Origin of the sequence: Spirillospora sp. NPDC029432 (assembly GCF_040703975.1) — a bacterium.
In the GTDB taxonomy this organism is placed as follows: Bacteria; Actinomycetota; Actinomycetes; order Streptosporangiales; family Streptosporangiaceae; genus Spirillospora.
Window position 1 is genome coordinate 1 of record NZ_JBEZWH010000085.1, and the last position, 18,679, is coordinate 18,679.

The following is an 18,679-nucleotide window of genomic DNA, read 5'->3' on the forward strand; positions in this document are numbered from 1 at the left end:
GGACCGCGGGTGGCCGGCCGCCAGGGCGCGCGGCTGGTGGCGGTCGCGGGCCTTGGCCTGGGTGGTCCGCGAGACCCCGAGGAGCAGCGCCAGCAGCGACCCCAGCGCGGCGGCCGCGGCGGCGGCGCGGACCAGCGGCGCCAGGCCGGGCGCCCCGGCCGCGCGGACGACCTCGGCCAGCGGGGCGGCGGCGCCGGCCAGCGTCCCTGCGCCGAGGACGGCGAGCGCCGCGACCGCGACCGCCGCGTACACGACCAGGGTGATGCCCAGCGCCAGCGGGATCGCGCGCGGGATGGTCTGGGCGGGGTCGCGGACCTCCTCGCCGAGCGTCGCGATCCGCGCGTACCCGGCGAAGGCGAAGAACAGCAGCCCCGCCGCCTGGAGCACACCGCCGGCCGTCACGTCCCCGCCGGGCTCCAGCCGCGCCGCCACCGCCTCGCCGGAGGCGAACGCGGTGACGACGACGGCCGCGAGCACCGCCAGGACGGCCGCCACGATGACGCGGGTGACCAGCGCGGACTTGCGGACGCCGAAGTAGTCGACCGCCGTCAGCGCCACCACGGCGGCCACCGCGACGGCGTGCGCCCGCTCCGGCCACACGTACAGGCCGGCCGTCAGCGCCATCGCCGCGCACGAGGCGGTCTTGCCGGCCACGAACGCCCATCCGGCGAGGTGGCCCCAGAAGTCACCGAGCCGTTCACGGCCGTACACGTAGGTGCCGCCCGAGGCGGGGTAGCGTGCCGCCAGCCGCGCCGAGGACGTGGCGTTGCAGTACGCCACCACTCCGGCCAGCGCGAGTCCCAGCAGCAGGCCCGATCCGGCCGCGCGCGCCGCCGGGGCCGGCGCCGCGAAGATCCCCGCACCGATCATCGACCCCAGGCCGATGACCACCGCGTCCGGCACCCCCAGGCGCCGCCGCAGCCCCTCCGCTGGTCCGGTGCCGGTCGGCGGCTGGCTCATGGTGCGCTCCTCGGCGGCTGGTGCGCTTCTCGGTCCCGATATCGGTTCACGATATCTGATCGGCCTGCCAGGGCCCGGAATGAATAATCGGGAACTCGTGGCGGCATGTGTCGGATCAGGCCGCCGCCCGTTCGTCTAGGGGGTGAGACCGACCTCGCCGATCACCGCCCGCGAGGGCGGGAAGGAGGAGAACGTGAAGTACGTGCTGATGTTCGTGGAGACCGAGGAGTTCGCCAAGGAGCTGGCGGCCATGAGCGAGCCCGACCGGCAGGAGGCGTTCGAGCGGGTCGGCCGGTGGTTCGCCGACCACGCCGCCCACATCACCCACCACGCCCACCTGGGGCCGGCCGAGGCCGCCACCACCGTGCGGCTGGACGGGTCCGCGGACGCGGTGGTGACGGACGGGCCGTTCGTCGAGGGCAAGGAGGTCGTCTCCGGCTACGCCGAGATCGAGGTCGCCGACCTGGACCAGGCGCTGGCCATCGCCCGGACCTGGCCGGCCTGCCCCGTCGTCGAGATCCGCCCGATCACCTGACGGCCGTGACCGGCGAGAACACCGGCGCCGAGGCCGAGCGGCGCGAACGCGCGCACGGCGAGCTGGCCCGCGTGCTGCGCGAGCACGCGGGCCGCCTCACCGCCTGCCTGGTACGGGTCCTGGGCGACTTCGCCGCCGCCGAGGACGTCATGGCCGACGCGGTGGAGACCGCCCTGAAGCGGTGGCCGGCCGAGGGCGTCCCCGAGCATCCCGACGCGTGGCTGCTGACCGTCGCCCGCCGCCGCGGCCTGGACCTGCTGCGCCGCCAGGCGCGGTACCGCGACAAGCTCGCCGAGCTGACGTGGCCGCCGCAGCCGGACCCCGACGACCAGCTGAAGCTGATCTTCACCTGCTGCCATCCCGCACTCCCGCGGCCGGCGCAGCTGGCCCTGACGCTGCGGACCGTGTGCGGGCTGACCACCGCGCAGATCGCCGCCGCGTTCCTCGTCCCCGAGGCCACCGTCGTGCAGCGCATCACCCGCGCCAAGCGCAAGATCTCCCAGGCCGGCATCCCGTACCGCGTCCCCGGCGACGACGAGTTGCCCGACCGCCTCGACCAGGTCCTGGCCGTCGTCTACCTCCTGTTCAACGAGGGCTACCTGGCCAGCGGCGGCGGCCGCCCGCACGCGGCGCACCTGGCCGGCGACGCCGAATGGCTGGCCGCCCGGCTGGCCTGGCTCGTCCCCCGCCGGCCGGAGGTCCTCGGCCTGCTCGCGCTGATCCGCCTCCACCAGGCCCGCGCCGCGGCCCGCTTCACCGCCGCCGGCGACCTGGTCCTGCTGCGCGACCAGGACCGTAGCCGGTGGGACCGCGCCGCCATCGCCGAGGCGATCAGGCTGCTGGAACGCGCCGCCGCCCTCCGCCGGCCGGGCCCGTACCAGTTGCAGGCCGCCATCGTCGCCTGCCATGCCGAGGCGCCCACCTGGGACGACACCGACTGGGAGCAGATCGTCGTGCTCTACGACATGCTGCTGGCCCTGGCGCCCTCGCCCGTCCACCGGCTGCATCGCGCGATCGCCGTCCACCACGCCCCGCCGCCCCGCGGGGGCGCGGACGCCGCCCTCGCCGTCCTGGACGGCCTCTCCCCCGCCGACCTGCGCACCCTGGACCGCTACCCGCTCTACCACGCCACTCGCGCCGAACTGCTCCGCGCCCTCGACCGCCCCGCCGCCGCGCGCACGGCCGACCGGCGGGCCCTGGAACTGACCGCCAACCCGGCCCAGCAGGCGCTCCTCCAGGAACGCCTCACCTGGAAGGGCTGACCGGCGGCGAGCGCGAGGACGCCCGCGGTCCCGGCTTGACTTCAGGTCGACATCAAGTCGCAGGATGGCACGCATGCCGAACGAATCGATCGAGGCCCTCATCCCGCAGCTCGACGCCGTCGACGACAGTCCCGGCGCGGCGGCGCTGCGCGACCGCTCGTACGAGCTGCTGCGCACCGCGCCGGGCGCGCTCGCGGTCGACGTCGGATGCGGTGCCGGCCGGGCCGTCGCCGAACTGGCGGAACGGGGCGCACGCGCGGTGGGGATCGACCTCAGCGAACAGATGGTGGCGCTGGCGCGGAAGCGCTGGCCGGACGGCGAGTTCCGCCTCGGCGACGCGAACGCCCTGCCGTTCGGGGACGGCGAGGCAGCGGCCTACCGGGCCGACAAGGTCCTCCACACGCTGGCCGATCCGGGACGGGCGCTCACCGAGGCGCGGCGCGTCCTCGCCCCCGGCGGGCGCATCGTCCTGTGCGGGCAGGACTGGGACACGTTCGTGATCGACGCCACCGACCCCGAGCTCACCCGGACCATCGTGCGGCGGCGCGCCGAGCGGGTGGCGTCGCCGCTGGCCGCCCGCCGGTACCGCAACCTGCTGCTGGACGCCGGCTTCCGCGAGGTGACGGCGGAGGCGCACACGGGGGTGTTCACCGGCGGCTCGTTCCTGCCGGTGCTCGTCCGGCTGGCCGAGGTCTGCCGCGAGCACGGCGCGATCACGGGTGCGCAGGCGGACGCGTGGATCGCCGACCAGCGCGAGCGCGCCGGCGCCGACCGGCTGTTCGCGGCCGTGCCGATCTTCATGGTGGCGGCGACCGCCCCCTGAGGCCCGTCGGGGAAATCGTTCGCCGCGGCGGGCCCGGCGCTGTTAGCGTGCCGCGGTGGATCTCTTCTCGCGTTCCTGGGCGGCGCTGCGCGAGGCGGTCGCCGGACTCCCGGACGAGGACTTCGCACGGCCGTCGGGCTGCGCCGGCTGGCTCGTGCGCGACCTGGCCTGCCACCTGATCATCGACGCCCAGGACGTCCTGATCACCCTCGCGACGCCCGCCGCGGCGGAACCGACCCGCGACGCGGTGACCTACTGGGACGTCGTCGAGCCGCCGGACGGCAGCGACCCGCTCGACGCGCTGACCGTCCGGCTGGCCGCCGCGTACGGGGAGCCGCGGCTGCTGAAGTTCCACCTGGACGACGTCGGCTCCGCCGCCGGCCGCGCCGCCGGGCTCGCCGACCCCGCCGGCCGGGTCGGCACGCGCGGCGAGGTGCTGACCGCGGGCGACTACCTGTCCGCGTACGTCCTGGAATGGACGCTGCACCACCTCGACCTGATCGCCCATCTCCCGGACGGGCCGGGGCCGCCCGCCGAGGGGCTGGCCCGCTCCCGCGCGATGCTGGAGGAGATCGCCGGGGCGCGGTTCCCCGCGTCGTTCTCCGACGCGGACGCGCTGCTGATCGGCACCGGGCGCCGGAGCCCGGCCGAGGCGCAGGCGGCCGAACTGGGCGGGCTGGCCGCGGCGCTCCCGCTCGTCCTCGGCTGACCCGTCCTCGGCGGCCCGTCTCGGCCGGCGCCCCGCTCCGTCCCGTCAGCCGGGGATCTGGTCCCGGTTGCGCCGGAGCACCTGGACGCGGCGCTCCTCCAGCCCGGCGAGGTCGGTCCGGTGCCGCCGGGCGAGGTCGATCTCGGCGGCGAGCGCGGGGCCGAGGCCGGAGACCTCGCCGTACATGTGCTTGAGCGCCGCCATCGGCGCCGGGGGGACCTCGGCGGCGGCGGTGGCCAGCTCCAGCGCGCGGTCGAGCAGCGCGCCGTGCGGGACGACCTCGGTGACCAGGCCGAGCCGCTCGGCGCGGGCGGCGTCGACGACCTCGCCGGTCATCGACATCCGGCGGGCGGCGGCCTGCCCGACGACGCGGGGCAGCCGGGCGGTGAGCCCGCCGCCGGGCAGCACGCCGACCCGGACGTGGGTGTCGGCGAACACCGCGCGCTCGGAGGCGACCAGGAAGTCGCAGCCGAGCGCGATCTCCAGCCCGCCGGTGAACGCGGCGCCGTTGACCGCGCCGACGACGGGCTTGCGCACCTCGGCGACGCGGTTGATGCAGTTGCCGGTCTCGAACCGCCGGAAGAACGCGGCGCCCTCGGCCGCGGCCTGCTTGAGGTCCAGGCCGGCGCAGAACGCGGGGTCCGCGCCGGTCAGCACCAGCGCCCGCACGGAGTCGTCGGCGTCGGCCGCGTCCAGCGCCTCCAGCAGCGCCGCGTTCAGCTCGCCGCTGAGGGCGTTGCGCGCCCCGGGCCGGTTGAGCGTCAGGATCCGGACCTGCCCCGCGTCCTCGCCGATCAGTACATCGTGTGACATCTCACTCCAAGGTCGGGCGTGAGTGCACTCTAATCACCGCGGTCGCGGGGCGGTACGGGCGCTCATGTGATGCGCGGCGTACGGAAGAGGGCCTCCTGGGTGAGGCTGGCGGCCAGCGTCCCGTCGTGGGCGTGGATCGACCCGGTGTACCAGCCGCGCCCGGCGGCGACGGTGTGCGGGACCAGGTCCATCAGCACCCAGTCGTCCATCCGCACCGGGCGGTGGAACCACACGGCGTGGTCCAGGCTCGATCCCGACCGGCCGGTGCCGTCGTGCAGGGCCGCCAGCCCGCTGGAGATGTCGGACAGGTAGGTCAGCACGCAGGCGTGCACGAGCGGGTCGGCGGGCAGCGGCAGCGCGGAGCGCGCCCACATCCGGGTGGGCCAGTCGGCCTCGTACGGCTGCGGCGGCAGCCGCCCCTCCATCGAGAACAGCCGCGGCAGCGCGTCCCCGGCGGACTCCTCGGGCGGCGGGGCGGCCGGCATCGGGTGGACCTGCCGGTCGTCGTCGTCCTCGGGCACGTGGAACGAGGCCGACATGTTGAAGATGACCTCGCCGCCCTGCAGGGCCACGACCCGCCGCGCGGAGAAGGACCGGCCGTCCCGGTCCCGGTCCACGCGGAAGATCGTCGGCCGGGCGGCGTCGCCGCCGCGCAGGTAGTAGCCGTGCAGCGAGTGCGGCAGCCGCCCCTCCGGCACGGTGCCCCCGGCGGCGCGCAGCGCCTGCGCGGCGACCTGCCCGCCGTACAGCGGGTACGGCTCGTCGACCGCCGCGGTCGTCCGGTACAGGTCCCGGTCCAGTTCCTCCAGCGCCAGCAGGTCGAGCACGCTCGGCGGCGTCTCCTCCGCGGCCCCCGTCATCGTTGTTCGCACAACGAGAAGGTATCCGACGCGCGATCACCCGCCGGCACGGCCGTACCCTGCCGCTACGCCTTCTGGACGCCCGGCCGGCGGTCCTCCGCCACGAAGCTCGCCCGGGTCGAGACCGGGGCGCCCGGCCGCGTCACGTACGGCAGCACCCGGAAGTCGGTGCGCAGGCGCCGCCGGTCGACGTTGACGCTCAGGTAGCCGCGCTGGGCGTTGAAGAACCTCATGTGCGGGTTGGCGGACAGGAACGTGCGGCCGAGATCGTCGATGTCGGCGCCGTCGCCGCCGCTGGTGAGGGACGTCCCGACGAACTCCGATCCCACGGTCGGCGAGTCCGCGTCGTCGTAGTCGCGCTTGAGGTCGACGGCATAGTTCTGGTGCCGGTCGCCGCTGAACACGACGAGGTTGCGCACCCCGTGCTCGTGCGCGGCGGCCAGCACGCGGTTGCGCTCGCCCGCGTAGCCGTCCCAAGGGTCCACCCAGACGTCCTTGCCGGGGCCCGGATCCCAGTCGGTCTCCCCCATCGGCATCTGGTTGCCGAGGATCTGCCAGCGGGCGCGCGAGGTGCGGAAGCCGTCCAGGAGCCAGCGCCGCTGCTGGTCGCCCAGGACCGTGCGGGCGGCGTCGAGGCGCTCGTCGCAGTCGCGGGTGCGGCCCGTGCCGTTCCCGTACGAGCACGCCTGGATGTCGCGGTGGCCGCGGGTGTCGAGCATCGTGAAGTCGGCGAGCCGCCCGTAGGAGAGCCGCCGGTGCAGCCGGATGTCGGGCCCGGACGGCAGTTGCGAGCGGCGCAGCGGCAGGTTCTCGTAGAACGCCTGGAACGCCGCCGCCTTGCGCCGCGCGAACTCGGCCGGGTCCGGGTTCGGGTGGCGGCCCATGATGACGGTGTCGTCGGCCCAGTCGTTGACGACCTCGTGGTCGTCCAGCGTGTGGACGAACGGGAAGAGCGCGTGCGCCCGCTGCAGCGGCGCCTCGGCCTTGTAGAGCGAGTACTGGAGCCGGTAGCGCGCCAGGTCGAAGGTCTCGGTCCCGAACTGCGGCGGTACGGGCACGCCGCGCCGGTTGTTCGCGGTGATCTCGTACTCGTAGATGTAGTCGCCGAGGTGCACGATCAGGTCGAGGTCCTCGGCGGCCATGTGGTCGTAGGCGGTGAAGTGGCCGTCCTGCCAGGCCTGGCAGGACGCGACCGCGAACGTCAGGTCGCGCGGCAGCGAGGACGCCGCCGGCATCGTCCGGGTGCGGCCGGCCGGGGAGATCTCACCGGCCGCGCGGAACCGGTAGAAGTACTCGCGGCCCGGCGCCAGCCCGGCGATCTCCGGGTGGACGGAGTGGCCCAGCTCCGGCGCCGCCACGGCGGAGCCGCGCCGGACGATCCGGCGGAACCGCTCGTCGGCCGCGACCTCGTACTCGACCCGGATCCGCCGGCCGGGCATCCCGGCCTTGCCGTCGGCGGCGAACGGCTCGGGCGCCAGCCTCGTCCAGATCACGAACCCGTCCGGCGACGGGTCCCCCGAGGCGACGCCGAGCGTGAACAGGCCCGACCTGCGGAGCGTGTACGCGTGGGCGGCGGACGAGCCGAGCGCGCCGGTGCCGAGCATCACCGCGGCCGCGCCCGCCCCGCCCGCTCCGATGAAACGGCGCCGCGAGACCCGATCGACATGCGAGGACATGCGTTCCCTCTCCGTCCATCCCGGAAAACACATATGAGGTTGTGAAGATCACGTCCGAGAATGTGAGATGGAGCGTAGAAGAGCCGGTGACGGGCGTCAAGATCTCGTTGAGGGCCGCATGCGGGGCAGAATCGGGACAGTGAGGTGATATGGGCGTGATAACAACACAACGCTGTTGTTAAGTCGCCGTCCGGCCGCGGCGGCGGTGGACCGGCGGGCGGCGGCCGGCCGGTCCACCGCCGGGGTCAGGGCAGCAGTTCCAGCGAGCCGAGGTCGCGCGCGTGGCGGGCGTGCCGGTCGGTCATCGCGCAGAACATGGCGTCGCCGCGGTCGGTGCGCTCGACGAGCATGGCGGCGCCGATGGCCATCACGATCCCGTGGAACGCGTGCGCGCGGTACTCCCGCCAGCAGCCGTCCCAGGACAGGTCCACCCCGCGCGCGGTCAGCGCGGCGTGGTAGCGGCGGACGATCTCCTCCTCCCGCTCGCGCCGCACCGGTACCGGCAGGCTGGAGCCGAGGAAGTACGACAGGTCGGCGAGGCCCGGCCCGTACGTGCAGGTCTGCCAGTCGAGCACCGCCGGGCGGGCCCGGCCGAACATCAGGTTGTCGGCCCGGAAGTCGCCGTGCACGAGCGTGGGCGTGCCCGCGCGCTCGGCGAGGTAGCCGCCCATGCCCGGCAGGAACTCCTCGATCAGCGCGAGCGAGCCGGGGTCGAGGCGCTCGGCGTACCGCTCCCGGAAGCCGGCGTACAGGTCGGTGACCATCGCGGCGGTGAACGCGGCGGAGTCGGCGTCGTGCCGGTTGAGCCAGCCGAGCGCGGCCAGGTCCGGATCGTTCCAGCCCGCCGCGTGGAAGGCGGCCATCTCCTCCACGGCGGCGCCGGCGTCCTCGGCCGTGACCCCCGCCAGCTGGTCCCCGGGCACGGCGGGCGCGAGGTCCTCCAGCAGGACGGCGTAGTCGTCGCGCTCCCCGTCGTACGCCGCGAAGTGGCAGGCGGGGACGCCCGCGTCGAGCCGGGGCGCGATCTCGGCGTAGAACCTCGCCTCGACCTCGTAGGTGCGGATCGTGCGGGCCGCCTGGCGGCTCGCCGGGTCCGCCGCCGGCACCTTGGCGATCATCGTGGCGGGCGGGCCGGGCCGCTCGTACGACAGGTGCAGCCGCAGGCTGTCGGAGACCTGGCCGGTGCCGACCGGCTCGGCCCGCACGCCCGTCACCTTCCCGCCGTCCAGCAGCGGCGCCAGCGCCGCGGTCAGCCACCCTGCGGTCAGGCCGGCCGCGCCGGAGACCGGGCCGGTCACGCGCCCGCCTCGGGCGCGAGGTAGGACCAGCCGTGGTCGCGCCAGCCGGGCGGCTGGTGCCACTCCGTCCAGCCGTACCCGGTCCGGCCGTCCTCGGTCTCGAACCGGCACAGGGCGCGCGGGAAGCGCGCCTCGGCGCCGCCGGGCGAGGTGACGGCGACCGGCGCGAACGCCAGCGGCTCCGCCGTCATCGGCGCGCCCGCCAGCCGCAGCCGCGACTCGCGCGGCAGGTCGCCGGCGCCGAACACGGTCTCCGCCGAGAAGCCGTCCCGGTGCTCCAGCTCGCCGCCGGGCGGGACCGCGAACGACGGCCACGGGATCGGGAAGCCGATGTTGGCCTGCATGCAGTGGAACGCGGTGCCGTCGCCGAGCCGTCCCGACGACCACAGCCAGGAGGTCTTCCACCAGTCGCGCTCGCCCCAGCTGTGGTCGCGCTCGCCGCCGGCCCCGTCGATCGCGAACGTCTCGCCGCCCACCTGGACCGTCCCGGTCACGGTGCAGGGGATCTCGTACCGGGGCAGGTCCTTGTACGGGTAGACACCGCCGGCCGTGTTCCATTCGAGGTCGAGCACGAGCCGGGTGGTCTCGGCGCCGCCGAGGTCGCCGTACGCCATCGCGGGGTCGGGCAGCACGGCGGCGGCGCCGGCGTCCAGCGTGACGCGGGCGGGCCCGAACGGCTCGGCGATCTTCTGCGTGGCCGTGTACGCGGCGGTGCGCACGTCGGCGCTCCCGGGCTCCGGCATCGGCGCGTGGTTGTCGGCGACAAGGACGAGCGGCCGGTGCGGGCCGACGACGCACGCCCAATACCAGGCGCGGTCCCAGTTGGGGTACAGGCCGAGCCGGACGTAGCCGGCGAGCGACCCGTCGGGGGCGGCGAAGTCGAAGTAGTACGACTCGTTCCAGAGCAGTTCGGGCCCGGCCGGGTGCCGGGCCTCGTCGGCGGGCGTCAGCTCCCAGGTGCCATGCTCGATGATCTTCACCATGCGGTCGGTCTCCTGCGCGAGGGGGTGGGTGATCAAGCGCTTGGTCCACCTTGCCCCGCGGCGCCCGCCGCGGTCCATAGTCCCCGCGTCCGCAGTCCCCGCGTCCATGCTCCCCGCGACCGGAACCGCCGGGGGCCTGGGACGGCGCTCAGTCCGGCGCTCAGTCCGACGACACCCGGCGCTCGCTCCGCGCGATGATCCACTCGGTGGTGGTGGCGGCCCCGGCGATCCGGCGCTCCAGCCGGGTGCGCTGCACGCGCCGCCGCTTCGGCGCGCGGCGCGGCGGCGGCACCTCGCCCGCGACGGCGCGGGCCAGGCCGGCCAGCCGCTCCCCCGCCCCCGCGAGCTCGGCCAGCGCGCGCCGCTCGGCCCGCGCGTCGGGGGTCTCCAGCACGCGGGCGTACAGCGCCTCGACCTCGGCCATCTGCGCGCCCAGCCGCAGCAGGGCGCGATCCCCGGCCTTCCGCGTCTCGCCCACCCGTCCATGGTGGGCGAAGGGAGGCGGACATCGCATCCCCGTTTTCGGCGGGACATCCGGGGATGCGGGCCCCGCCCTAGATCCTGCCGACGCCCGCGCCGGCGGTGACGACCGACTTCACGGTGGGCGCGCCGTCGGGGGTGTAGGAGTACGGGATCGTCGCGACGCTCCCCGGATTGCGCGACACCGGCGCACCGGAGTTGACGAGATGGTTGTTGAGCAGGCGGATGTTCCCGGACGCGGAGTCGCCCGTCTGGGTGACCGTCGGCCGGGCGGTGTTCTCGAAGTAGTTGCGCTCGACGTACACGCCGGCGTTCTCCGTCGAGGCCACGCCGTAGCTCCCGATGCCGCTGTAGTAGTTGTTCAGCACGTGCACGGGATTGGCGAAGCGCACGCGCGGATGGCGCTGGCCGGTCCCGTCGAACCAGTTGTGCACGTACGTGACGCGCAGCCGCCCGCGGTCCTGGGCGCCGTTGTCGTCGGAGTGGCCGAGCAGGGCGGTCTTGTCCTGGCGGTGGAAGCGGTTCCAGGACACGGTGATGAGGTCGGATCCGCGCTTGACGTCCAGCAGGCCGTCCCTCGCCCCGCTGAGGTCGTTGTGGTCGATCCAGATGTTGCGGGCCGACTCCTCGATGTTGACGGCGTCGTCCCCGGAGCCGGTGAACGTCAGGTTCCGGATGATGACGTTGCGGGAGCCGCGCAGGGTGAGGCCGCCGCCGCTGATCCGGCCGGACGTGCCGGTCCCGACGATGGTCTTGTCCGACCCGACCCGCTGCATGCCCGACAGCGACAGCGTGCCGGTCACGCGGATCACGTACCGGCCGGACGCGTTGGCGTACTGGGCGAACTGCGCCGCGGACGACACGTTCACCGTGGTGCCGCCCGCCCCGCCGGTCGTGCCGCCGTCCATGGCCGCGTACCCGACGGGGCTGTTCTCGTACGCGGCCACGTGCCGGGCCCGGACGGTCGCCGTGCCGCAGCCGGCGGCGGCCAGGACGAGCGCGGTGCCGCCGCTCGCGAGCTTCACGGAGGTTCTCATCGGGGGGCTCCCATCGTTGTCACCAGACGTACGGCCAGCCGGCCGCGTCGAAGCCGAGGTGGTTGACGCCGAGCTTGTGGCGGCCGCCGTCGGCGCGGTCGTAGTAGTGGTAGACGAGCAGGTCGCGGTCGCCGTCGCGCAGCACGCTCTGGCCGCCGGGCCCGACCACCCGGCTCCCGTGCGCCGCCAGCACCTCGGTCCCGCCGCCGGCGGTGAGCGCGCGGCCGTTCCGGTCGGTGTACGGGCCGGTGATCGAGCGGGACCGGCCGACCATGATCCGGTACGTGCTGGCCGTGCCGCGGCAGCACAGGTCCCAGGACGTGAACAGGTAGTAGTACCCGCCGTTCCGCACGATGTGCGGCGCCTCGATGCCCAGGTCGGTGCGGGTGCGCGCGGCCAGCGGGCGGACCGTGCGATCGGCGTGCCGGTTGCCGGTGGCGGGATCGATCCGGATCATCTTGATGCCGGTCCACCACGACCCGAACGCCAGCCACCAGCGGCCCTCGGCGTCCACCGACAGCTGCGGGTCGATGGCGTTGAAGTCGTCCCGCGCGGAGGACGTGATCACCCGGCCGCGGTCCCGCCACGTGCCGGGGCGGCCCGTGTCGCTGACGGCCAGGCCGATCGCCGAGTTGTTGGAGCCGAACGAGGACGCCGAGTAGTACATGAGGTACCGGCCGCCCTGGTACGACACGTCCGGCGCCCACAGCTCGCGCGCGTCCCCGCTGTAGGCGCGCGCCCACGCGGCCCCGTCCGGCAGCGCCGCCCCGGCGCGGGCGAAGTCGATCCGGTTCGCGGACGAGCGCGCCTCCAGCCCGTTGTGCGTGGAGTAGGTGTAGTACGTGCCGTCCGCCGTGCGGATCATGGTCGGGTCGTGCACGCCGATGTCGCCGCGCACCAGCCCCGGCTCGGGGTAGGCGGCCAGCGCGGTGCCGCCCATCGCCGCCACGGCCGCCACCGCGGCGGCGGCCGCCAGGGCCCCGCGGAACAGAGTGAACATGGGGCGTCCCCTTCGCTCGTCCGGGGGGCGCAGTCCACCACGGCGCGGAACGCGCGTTCCAGGGTGCTCCGCCGATTCTGGGACGCCCGACAGCGGCGGTTGTGGCCGGGCCACCGAAATCGGGCGCCCCGGCGATGTCACGCATGCGAAACCGGACGGACGGGTTCATACTGCCCCGCCCCCGTCCGCTTTCGACTGCTAAGTCCCGCCGCGTTTTCCGTCTCCGGCTCCGTTCTCCGGGCCGTTTCCCGGAACGGATGATGGCCGCCCACCAGAACCAGAGCGGACTGCGAAAGGACGCGAGATGCGCAGGCGACATCGACGCACGGCCCGCCGGGCCGGGGCCATGATCATCGGCATGCTGCTCGCGGCGGCGGCTGCCGTGCCGGCCACCCCGGCGGCGCACGCGCTCCCGCCGGCCGACGTGCCGGCGATCGGCGTGGACACCGGCCGCTTCAAGCTCCCCATCGGCTGCACGATCAGCCTCGCCGGCGTGCCGGTCTTCTGGCTCCCGACGGACGTGGACGTGCAGGGCGTCGCCCCCGTCCAGCTCGGCCCGGGACAGGAGTTCTGGCTGACGCAGGGATCGGGCAGCATCACGTTCCCGTCCTGGCTGACCTCGCTGGCACCGCTGCTCGGGCTCACCAGCGCGGACGCGCGGATCACGGACCTGAGCATCGGGGCGAGCACCTCCACCCCCGAGTCGATCAACATCGCGGAGAAGGAGCCGCTGGAGATCCCCGGCATCCCGATCGAGGCGGGCAAACCGCTGAAGGTGGGGCTGCCGCTGGAGGGGACGTTCGACGTCGGGCCGTTCACGGCCGCGAGCGGCGGCGCGACGACGCTGAAGTTCGACGGCGCCGTCGCCGAGGTGGACCTGAAGTCGTCGGCGGGCTTCACGCTGCCGATCAAGGCCGACTGCGAGGCCTCCCAGGGCAACGCGCTGCTGAAGATCGCGATCGGCGGACCGGCCGGGCAGCCGCCGGCCAGGATCCAGGGCGCTCCGCTGAACTTCCCCGAGCCGGCCTCCAACCAGCTGGTCGGGATCATCAACGCCCCGTACCGCTGCGACCTCGGCGGCGAGCCGCTCGACGTCGGCATCGCGGTCGGCGCGCACATCCCGCTGGTCGTGCGGCGCGGCGGCTCGTTCGCGTTCGACCGGGCGTCCGGGGCGCTGACGCTCCCGGCGGCCACCGTCAACAGGCTGATCGACCAGGGTCACACCACCGCCCGGGGGACGGTCACGCGGCAGGACCTGGTCGTCGAGGGCGGCACCCCGGCCACCCAGAACGTCGCCGGGGACGGCATCGCGATCCCCGAGACGCGGCTGGAGCGGGACCGGCGGCTGGTGATCCCGCTGCCCGCCGAGGGAACGCTGACGGCCGGCCCGTTCGCGCCCGCGCCCGGCGCGGAGACCGTCGCGGTCTCGCTCGGCGCGGCCGCCGCGGACCTGTCGTTCGACGGCTCGTCCGAGGTCGTGCGGGCCGAGTGCGCCGCGCCCTCGCCCAAGGTGTACCTGGTCGAGAACCCGGTGACCTGACCCGCGGCGGCGGCGCCGGCTTTGCCGTCCGGATCGAACCGCATTACCCCGCGATGCGTACTCCTTGGCGGTTTGCGGTACGGACGGCCGAGTCTCCCGCCACCCCCTGGGTAGGGGCACAGAGGTGAGTGCAGTGCGACCAGGACTCAGGCTCGCCGAGCGCTACCGGCTCGCCGAGCGGCTGGACGCCGGTTCCGGCGAGCAGGTGTGGCGGGCCTGGGACGAGGCGCTGGGGCGGCCGGTGGCGGTGAAGCTGCCGGCCGCCGGCCGCGCCACCACGGCGGAGCGGCACCGGCGGTTCCGGGAGCGCGTGGTGCGGGCCGTGCGGGTCGACCACCCGGCCTTCACCACCGTGTACGACTGCGACCTCACCCGCGACGCCGACGGCCGGCCCACCTCGTACGTGGTGACCGCGTTCCTCGACGTGGAGGATCTGGCGGCCCGCGCCGCGCGCGAGCCGCTCACCGTTCCCGAGGCCCTGGAGTGCTGCGCGCAGATCGCCGAGGCGCTGGCCGCCGCCCACGCGGCCGGCGTCGCGCACGGCGGGCTGCGGCCGGAGAAGGTCTTCCCCACCCCGGACGGGGTCCGGATCGCCGACCTGGGGCTGGCCGGGGACGGCGGCCCGGACGCGGCCGGCACCGACATGCGCGCCTTCGGCGCGCTGCTCGCCGGCTGCCTTCCCGAGGGCGGGGACGTGCCAGCGGAGGTGGCCGACCTCGCCTCCCGGTGCCGCTCCCCCGACCCCGCGCGGCGGCCCGGCGCGGGCGCCGCCCTGGAGATCCTCCGGCGCGCCCGGGAGGCCGCGGAACCCGCCGGGACCGCCCCCGAGCCCGAGCCCGCGCCCGTACCGGAGACCGGGCCGGAGACCGGGCCGGAGCCGGAGCCGGAGCCGGTCCCCGCCGCGGCACCGGCCGCCGTGCCGGCGGAGGCGGCGCCGACCCGCGTGTACGGGCCGCCCGCCGGCCTCGCGCCCGCGGGCGCCGCCGCGCCCCAGGACAGCCGGCTGGTGTTCCGCGTCGCGGTGACCGCCGCCGTCGTGGCGGCGCTGCTGGCGGTCCTGACGCTGCTCAACCGCGACGCCACGGACGGCCCGCACGGCGCGGTGCCCGTCCCGGCGGCCCCCACCTCGCCCGGCGGCACGGTCTCGACCTCCCCCACCCCGGAGCGCGGCGGACGTGCCGAACCGGTGTCGGTGCCCGCCGCCTACGCCACGCTCGGCCGGCTCCAGCCGATCATCGACGGCGCCCGCGCCGCCGGCGAGATCCGCTCCGATGTGGCGGTCGACCTCAACAACCTGATCACCAATCTGCGCAACGACCTGGCCGCGGGCCGCACCGACGGGATCGCCGAGGAGCTGGCGCGGATCCGGGAGAAGATCGACACCCGGCTCCGCGAGCGCGCCCTGGACGGCGAGGTCGCGGCGCGGATGACCGCCGTGCTCTCGGGCGGGCGCGGCTGACCCCGGCGGCGGCCGGTCAGCCCGGAGCGATGATCCGCCAGGCGCGCGCGTCGAGCGTCCAGCAGCGGTGCGTGTACGGCCCGCTGACCTCGCCGTCGGCGTTGGCGAGGAACGGCTCGCCGCTGATGGTGACGCTGCACGCCGTCGTGTGGACGACGTCCTCGCGGTGCCGGTGCGTGCCCTCGCGCAGCCGCAGCGCGAAGCCCACCCGCGCGAACGGGCCGGTCGCGGCGGAGACGACCAGCTCCGCCCGGCCGTCCCCGGGGTGCCCGTCGGCCGCCAGCTGGGCGGTGCCGCCCGCGATGCCCGAGGCGTTGCTGAGCGCGACCATCAGGAACCGGCCGTCGGCGACCGACTCGCCGTCGGCCTGCACGCGCAGGTTCCAGCCGGTCTCGCGCATCCCCGACAGGATCGCGCCGAGCGAGAACGCCGCGGCCTTGAGATAGGGCTTGAAGCGCGCGGCCCGGCGGGCGGCGACGGCGCCGATACCGACGTGCACGGCGTTGAGGACGACACCGCCGTCCTCGTCCACGAGCAGGTCCAGCTCGCGCGGCGTACCGTCCGCCAGCAGCCGGGCGGCGCGCTCGGGGTCCAGCGGGATGCCGAGGTTGCGGGCCAGGTCGTTGCCGGTGCCCATGGGCAGCAGCCCCACGGTGCGCTCGCCGAGCTCGCCGCGGGCCCGCAGCCGCGCCACCAGCCCGTGGATCGAGCCGTCGCCGCCCGCGGCGACCACCACGTCGCCGGACCCGCCGGCGGGATGCTCGTCGAGCGCCCGGTCGAGGTCCTCGGGCGAGCCGGTGGGGCGCAGCGCGACGTCCCGGCCGCCCTCGCGGAGCAGCGCGGCGATCCGCTCCAGGGTCTCGGTGTCGTGGGTGCCCGCGTTGGCGTTCGTGAGGATCAGCACCCGGTCATTCTGCCCGCGGCGCGGAGTCCTGGAGCCACGACCAGCTCCGCCGGATCTCCTCGGCGGCCTCGCGGGCGAGCACCCGGTACCGCTCCACCGCCTCGGGGGTGAAGCGGTACGCGGGGCCGCACACGCTGAACGAGCCGTGCACCTCGCCGTCCGGCCCGAACAGCGGCGCGGCGACCGAGCCCGCGTCGGCCTGCCGCTCGCCGACCGAGGCCGCGACGCCCTCGGCCGCTATCACGGCCAGCTCGGCGCGCAGCGCCGCCTCGTCGGTGACGGTCCGGTCGGTGAGCGCCGCGCGCGGCAGGGCGAGCACGGCCTCCCGCCGGTCCTCCGGCAGGAACGCCAGCACGACCTTGCCCGAGGACCCGGCGTGCAGCGGGAACCGGGCGCCGACGTCCACGGTCATCTTGATCTCGTGCCGGCTCTCGAACTGGTCGAGGTAGACCCGCTCGTCGCCGACCAGGCCGGACAGGGTCGTGGTCTCCCCGGTCTCGTCCCGCAGCCGGCGCAGCACCGGCGCGGCGGCGGCGCGCGCGTCGAAGCGGCGCAGCGCGCTCGCGCCGAGCGCCACCGCGGCCGGCCCGAGCCGGTAGCCGGGCACCCCCTCGTCGGTGGCCAGCATCTCCCGCGACACCAGCGACCGCAGGATGCGGTGCACGACCGCCTTGGAGATGCCGAGCTCGCGGCTGATCGCGCTGACGCCGAGGTAGCGCGGGCCGGCGGTGAACAGCAGCAGGACGTCGGCGACGCGGGCCGCCGCCTCGGTGCCGACGCCCTCCGCCGCGGCGGCGGGGGCCCGGCGCGCGGTCACGGTGTGGTTGGTCACGGCTCGATCCTAGGGTCGCCCGGCCCGGCTCAGCGGCCGCGGCGGAGGTAGCGGCCGGCGGGCGCACCGGTGATCGCGCCGTCGGCGTACACCCGGTTGCCGCGCACGAACGTGTCGGTCACCTTGGCGGTCATCGCGAAGCCCTCGAACGGGGTGTACTCCTGCGTGGACTCGGAGTCGGCGGCCCGCACCGTCCAGTTCACGTCCGGGTCGACCAGCGCGATGTCGGCGTCGTACCCCTCGGCGATCGTGCCCTTCCGCTTCAGGCCGTACCGCTGCGCCGGGTTCCACGAGGTCAGCTGCGCGATCTTCTGCAGGGACAGGCCGCGCTTGGTGCCCTCGCCGACCAGGCCGGGCAGCAGGTACTCGGCGCCGCCGAAGCCGGACTTGGCCAGGAAGACGTCGCCGCGGTCGGCGCCGAACTTCATCTCGTCCTTGCAGCAGGCGTGGTCGCTGACGACCCAGTCGACCTCGCCGGCCAGCACGTGCCGCCACAGCGCCTCGACGTCCTCGCGCTCGCGCAGCGGCGGGTTGACCTTGCCGCCGATGCCGTGCGCGGTGTCGACGTCGGCGAGCAGGTGCCCGATCGTCACCTCCCGGCGGAAGTCGATGTGCGGGAACGCGGCCTTCATCGTGATCGCGGCCGACAGCGCCTTCTCCGACGACAGGTGCAGCAGGTTGATGTTCGGCAGGCCGGTCTCGTGCGCCAGGTACGAGGCGATGGTGACCGCCAGGCCCTCCGAGTGCGGCGGCCGGGACGCGCTGTAGGCGCGCAGCCCCGACAGCGAGCCGTCCCGCTCGACCATCTTCGTGTACGCCGTCATGATCTCGGCGGTCTCGCAGTGCAGCGACAGCGACAGCGAGTCGGCGTACTCCGGCAGCGCCTCCCGGGCCCGCTGCAGGCCGCGCATGACGAACTCGAAGTGCGCCAGGTCGTACCGCTCGTCCTCGGGGATCATCAGGAACTCGCTCTGCGAGGCGGACCGGCCGTGCAGCCCGTGCGTCCCGTAGAACATGAAGATCTTGAACGAGGTGACGCCGTGCTCCTCGACCAGGTACGGGATCTCCTCGATGTGCGCGGCCGACATCGGGGCCAGGTGGAAGGCGTAGTCCACGTACGAGCGGCCCTCGGAGGCGGCCAGCACCTCGGGGAAGAACTCGCGGTACGGGCCGCCCTTGTTCAGGTAGTACTGGCCGGTCCGCATGTAGGTCAGCGACGTGGTCACGCCGCCCTGCGCGCTGGCGCGGCTCTCGGTGGCGGTGTCGGTGGCCAGGTCGTTGTAGATGCCCCAGTGCTGGTGGGCGTCCACCACGCCGGGGAACGCCAGCAGCCCGCGCCCGTCGACCACGGTGGCCGCGTCGTCGTCCGGGAGCCCGGGCGCGACGCGGGTGATGGTGCCGTCGTTCACCGCGATGTCGAGCGCCTCCGGGGCGGATCCGTCGGCGTCGCCGGGACGCACCACCCGGACGTTCTTGATCAGCAGTTCGGTCGTCGCCATGAGTTCTCC

General features: G+C 74.9%; 18 protein-coding genes. 6 read left to right on the forward strand and 12 right to left on the reverse strand.

The genetic code is table 11. From position 1 onward, the window contains the following. On the reverse strand, positions 1 to 960 hold a 960-nt coding region (locus tag AB0881_RS37260), incomplete at its 3' end, for an APC family permease (RefSeq protein WP_366624932.1). A gap of 142 nt (positions 961 to 1,102) precedes the next feature. On the opposite strand from AB0881_RS37260, the gene AB0881_RS37265 reads away from it, so the two are divergent. The 4 genes from AB0881_RS37265 to AB0881_RS37280 all read left to right on the forward strand — a co-directional run bounded on the left by AB0881_RS37265 (position 1,103) and on the right by AB0881_RS37280 (position 4,289). Then, a complete protein-coding gene (locus AB0881_RS37265; RefSeq protein WP_366624934.1) occupies positions 1,103 to 1,495 on the forward strand; it encodes a YciI family protein in 393 nt (130 codons plus the stop codon). A 5-nt stretch (positions 1,496 to 1,500) separates the two neighbouring features. After that, positions 1,501 to 2,757 (forward strand): DUF6596 domain-containing protein, encoded by a 1,257-nt coding sequence (locus AB0881_RS37270; protein WP_366624936.1) that lies wholly within the window; start codon positions 1,501 to 1,503, stop codon positions 2,755 to 2,757. A gap of 73 nt (positions 2,758 to 2,830) precedes the next feature. Next, positions 2,831 to 3,580: a methyltransferase domain-containing protein gene (locus AB0881_RS37275; protein ID WP_366624938.1), complete on the forward strand. Its 750-nt coding sequence runs from the start codon at positions 2,831 to 2,833 to the stop codon at positions 3,578 to 3,580. A 55-nt stretch (positions 3,581 to 3,635) separates the two neighbouring features. Further along, a complete protein-coding gene (locus AB0881_RS37280) occupies positions 3,636 to 4,289 on the forward strand; it encodes a maleylpyruvate isomerase N-terminal domain-containing protein (protein WP_366624940.1) in 654 nt (217 codons plus the stop codon). 45 nt (positions 4,290 to 4,334) lie between these two features. On the opposite strand, the gene AB0881_RS37285 is transcribed toward AB0881_RS37280, so the two are convergent. The 8 genes from AB0881_RS37285 to AB0881_RS37320 all read right to left on the reverse strand — a co-directional run bounded on the left by AB0881_RS37285 (position 4,335) and on the right by AB0881_RS37320 (position 12,436). Then, a complete protein-coding gene (locus AB0881_RS37285) occupies positions 4,335 to 5,102 on the reverse strand; it encodes an enoyl-CoA hydratase (RefSeq protein WP_366624942.1) in 768 nt (255 codons plus the stop codon). Positions 5,103 to 5,164: 62 nt separating this feature from the next. After that, on the reverse strand, positions 5,165 to 5,974 hold the full coding sequence (locus AB0881_RS37290; RefSeq protein ID WP_366624944.1) for an acyl-CoA thioesterase domain-containing protein: 810 nt from the start codon (positions 5,972 to 5,974) through the stop codon (positions 5,165 to 5,167). A gap of 53 nt (positions 5,975 to 6,027) precedes the next feature. Continuing rightward, positions 6,028 to 7,638: an alkaline phosphatase D family protein gene (locus AB0881_RS37295; RefSeq protein ID WP_366624946.1), complete on the reverse strand. Its 1,611-nt coding sequence runs from the start codon at positions 7,636 to 7,638 to the stop codon at positions 6,028 to 6,030. A 245-nt stretch (positions 7,639 to 7,883) separates the two neighbouring features. Next, on the reverse strand, positions 7,884 to 8,936 hold the full coding sequence (locus AB0881_RS37300) for a phosphotransferase (protein WP_366624948.1): 1,053 nt from the start codon (positions 8,934 to 8,936) through the stop codon (positions 7,884 to 7,886). Further along, on the reverse strand, positions 8,933 to 9,955 hold the full coding sequence (locus tag AB0881_RS37305; protein ID WP_366624950.1) for a hypothetical protein: 1,023 nt from the start codon (positions 9,953 to 9,955) through the stop codon (positions 8,933 to 8,935). Before AB0881_RS37305 ends, AB0881_RS37300 begins: the two co-directional genes overlap by 4 nt. A gap of 124 nt (positions 9,956 to 10,079) precedes the next feature. Next, the gene (locus AB0881_RS37310; RefSeq protein ID WP_366624952.1) at positions 10,080 to 10,397 is read right to left on the reverse strand and encodes a hypothetical protein; all 318 of its coding nucleotides are present in this window, start codon (positions 10,395 to 10,397) and stop codon (positions 10,080 to 10,082) included. 76 nt (positions 10,398 to 10,473) lie between these two features. Beyond that, positions 10,474 to 11,436: a right-handed parallel beta-helix repeat-containing protein gene (locus AB0881_RS37315; protein ID WP_366624954.1), complete on the reverse strand. Its 963-nt coding sequence runs from the start codon at positions 11,434 to 11,436 to the stop codon at positions 10,474 to 10,476. A 19-nt stretch (positions 11,437 to 11,455) separates the two neighbouring features. Continuing rightward, positions 11,456 to 12,436, reverse strand: coding sequence for an arabinan endo-1,5-alpha-L-arabinosidase (locus AB0881_RS37320; protein WP_366624956.1), 981 nt, complete (start codon positions 12,434 to 12,436; stop codon positions 11,456 to 11,458). A 304-nt stretch (positions 12,437 to 12,740) separates the two neighbouring features. Here AB0881_RS37320 and AB0881_RS37325 point away from each other — a divergent pair, with 304 nt between their 5' ends. After that, complete coding sequence (locus AB0881_RS37325; protein WP_366624958.1) at positions 12,741 to 13,976, forward strand: DUF6801 domain-containing protein; 1,236 nt, start codon at positions 12,741 to 12,743, stop codon at positions 13,974 to 13,976. A gap of 133 nt (positions 13,977 to 14,109) precedes the next feature. Then, complete coding sequence (locus tag AB0881_RS37330; protein WP_366624960.1) at positions 14,110 to 15,435, forward strand: protein kinase; 1,326 nt, start codon at positions 14,110 to 14,112, stop codon at positions 15,433 to 15,435. 16 nt (positions 15,436 to 15,451) lie between these two features. Here AB0881_RS37330 and AB0881_RS37335 read toward each other — a convergent pair whose 3' ends face one another. Genes AB0881_RS37335 through AB0881_RS37345 form a run of 3 tightly spaced genes read right to left on the reverse strand, consistent with a single transcriptional unit; the run spans position 15,452 to position 18,670 of the window. Next, a complete protein-coding gene (locus tag AB0881_RS37335) occupies positions 15,452 to 16,339 on the reverse strand; it encodes a diacylglycerol kinase family protein (protein ID WP_366624962.1) in 888 nt (295 codons plus the stop codon). Positions 16,340 to 16,343: 4 nt separating this feature from the next. After that, the gene (locus AB0881_RS37340) at positions 16,344 to 17,171 is read right to left on the reverse strand and encodes an IclR family transcriptional regulator (protein ID WP_366624963.1); all 828 of its coding nucleotides are present in this window, start codon (positions 17,169 to 17,171) and stop codon (positions 16,344 to 16,346) included. A 29-nt stretch (positions 17,172 to 17,200) separates the two neighbouring features. Next, positions 17,201 to 18,670, reverse strand: coding sequence for a dihydroorotase family protein (locus AB0881_RS37345; protein WP_366624965.1), 1,470 nt, complete (start codon positions 18,668 to 18,670; stop codon positions 17,201 to 17,203). Positions 18,671 to 18,679 lie beyond the last annotated feature (9 nt).

What these genes read in the sequence shown, in the direction of transcription:
- AB0881_RS37275 (WP_366624938.1), top strand. Translation starts at nt 2,831, where the DNA reads ATGCCGAACGAATCGATCGAGGCCCTCATCCCGCAGCTCGACGCCGTC.
- AB0881_RS37285 (WP_366624942.1), bottom strand. Translation starts at nt 5,102, where the DNA reads ATGTCACACGATGTACTGATCGGCGAGGACGCGGGGCAGGTCCGGATC.
- AB0881_RS37295 (WP_366624946.1), bottom strand. Translation starts at nt 7,638, where the DNA reads ATGTCCTCGCATGTCGATCGGGTCTCGCGGCGCCGTTTCATCGGAGCG.
- AB0881_RS37315 (WP_366624954.1), bottom strand. Translation starts at nt 11,436, where the DNA reads ATGAGAACCTCCGTGAAGCTCGCGAGCGGCGGCACCGCGCTCGTCCTG.
- AB0881_RS37320 (WP_366624956.1), bottom strand. Translation starts at nt 12,436, where the DNA reads ATGTTCACTCTGTTCCGCGGGGCCCTGGCGGCCGCCGCCGCGGTGGCG.
- AB0881_RS37325 (WP_366624958.1), top strand. Translation starts at nt 12,741, where the DNA reads ATGCGCAGGCGACATCGACGCACGGCCCGCCGGGCCGGGGCCATGATC.
- AB0881_RS37345 (WP_366624965.1), bottom strand. Translation starts at nt 18,670, where the DNA reads ATGGCGACGACCGAACTGCTGATCAAGAACGTCCGGGTGGTGCGTCCC.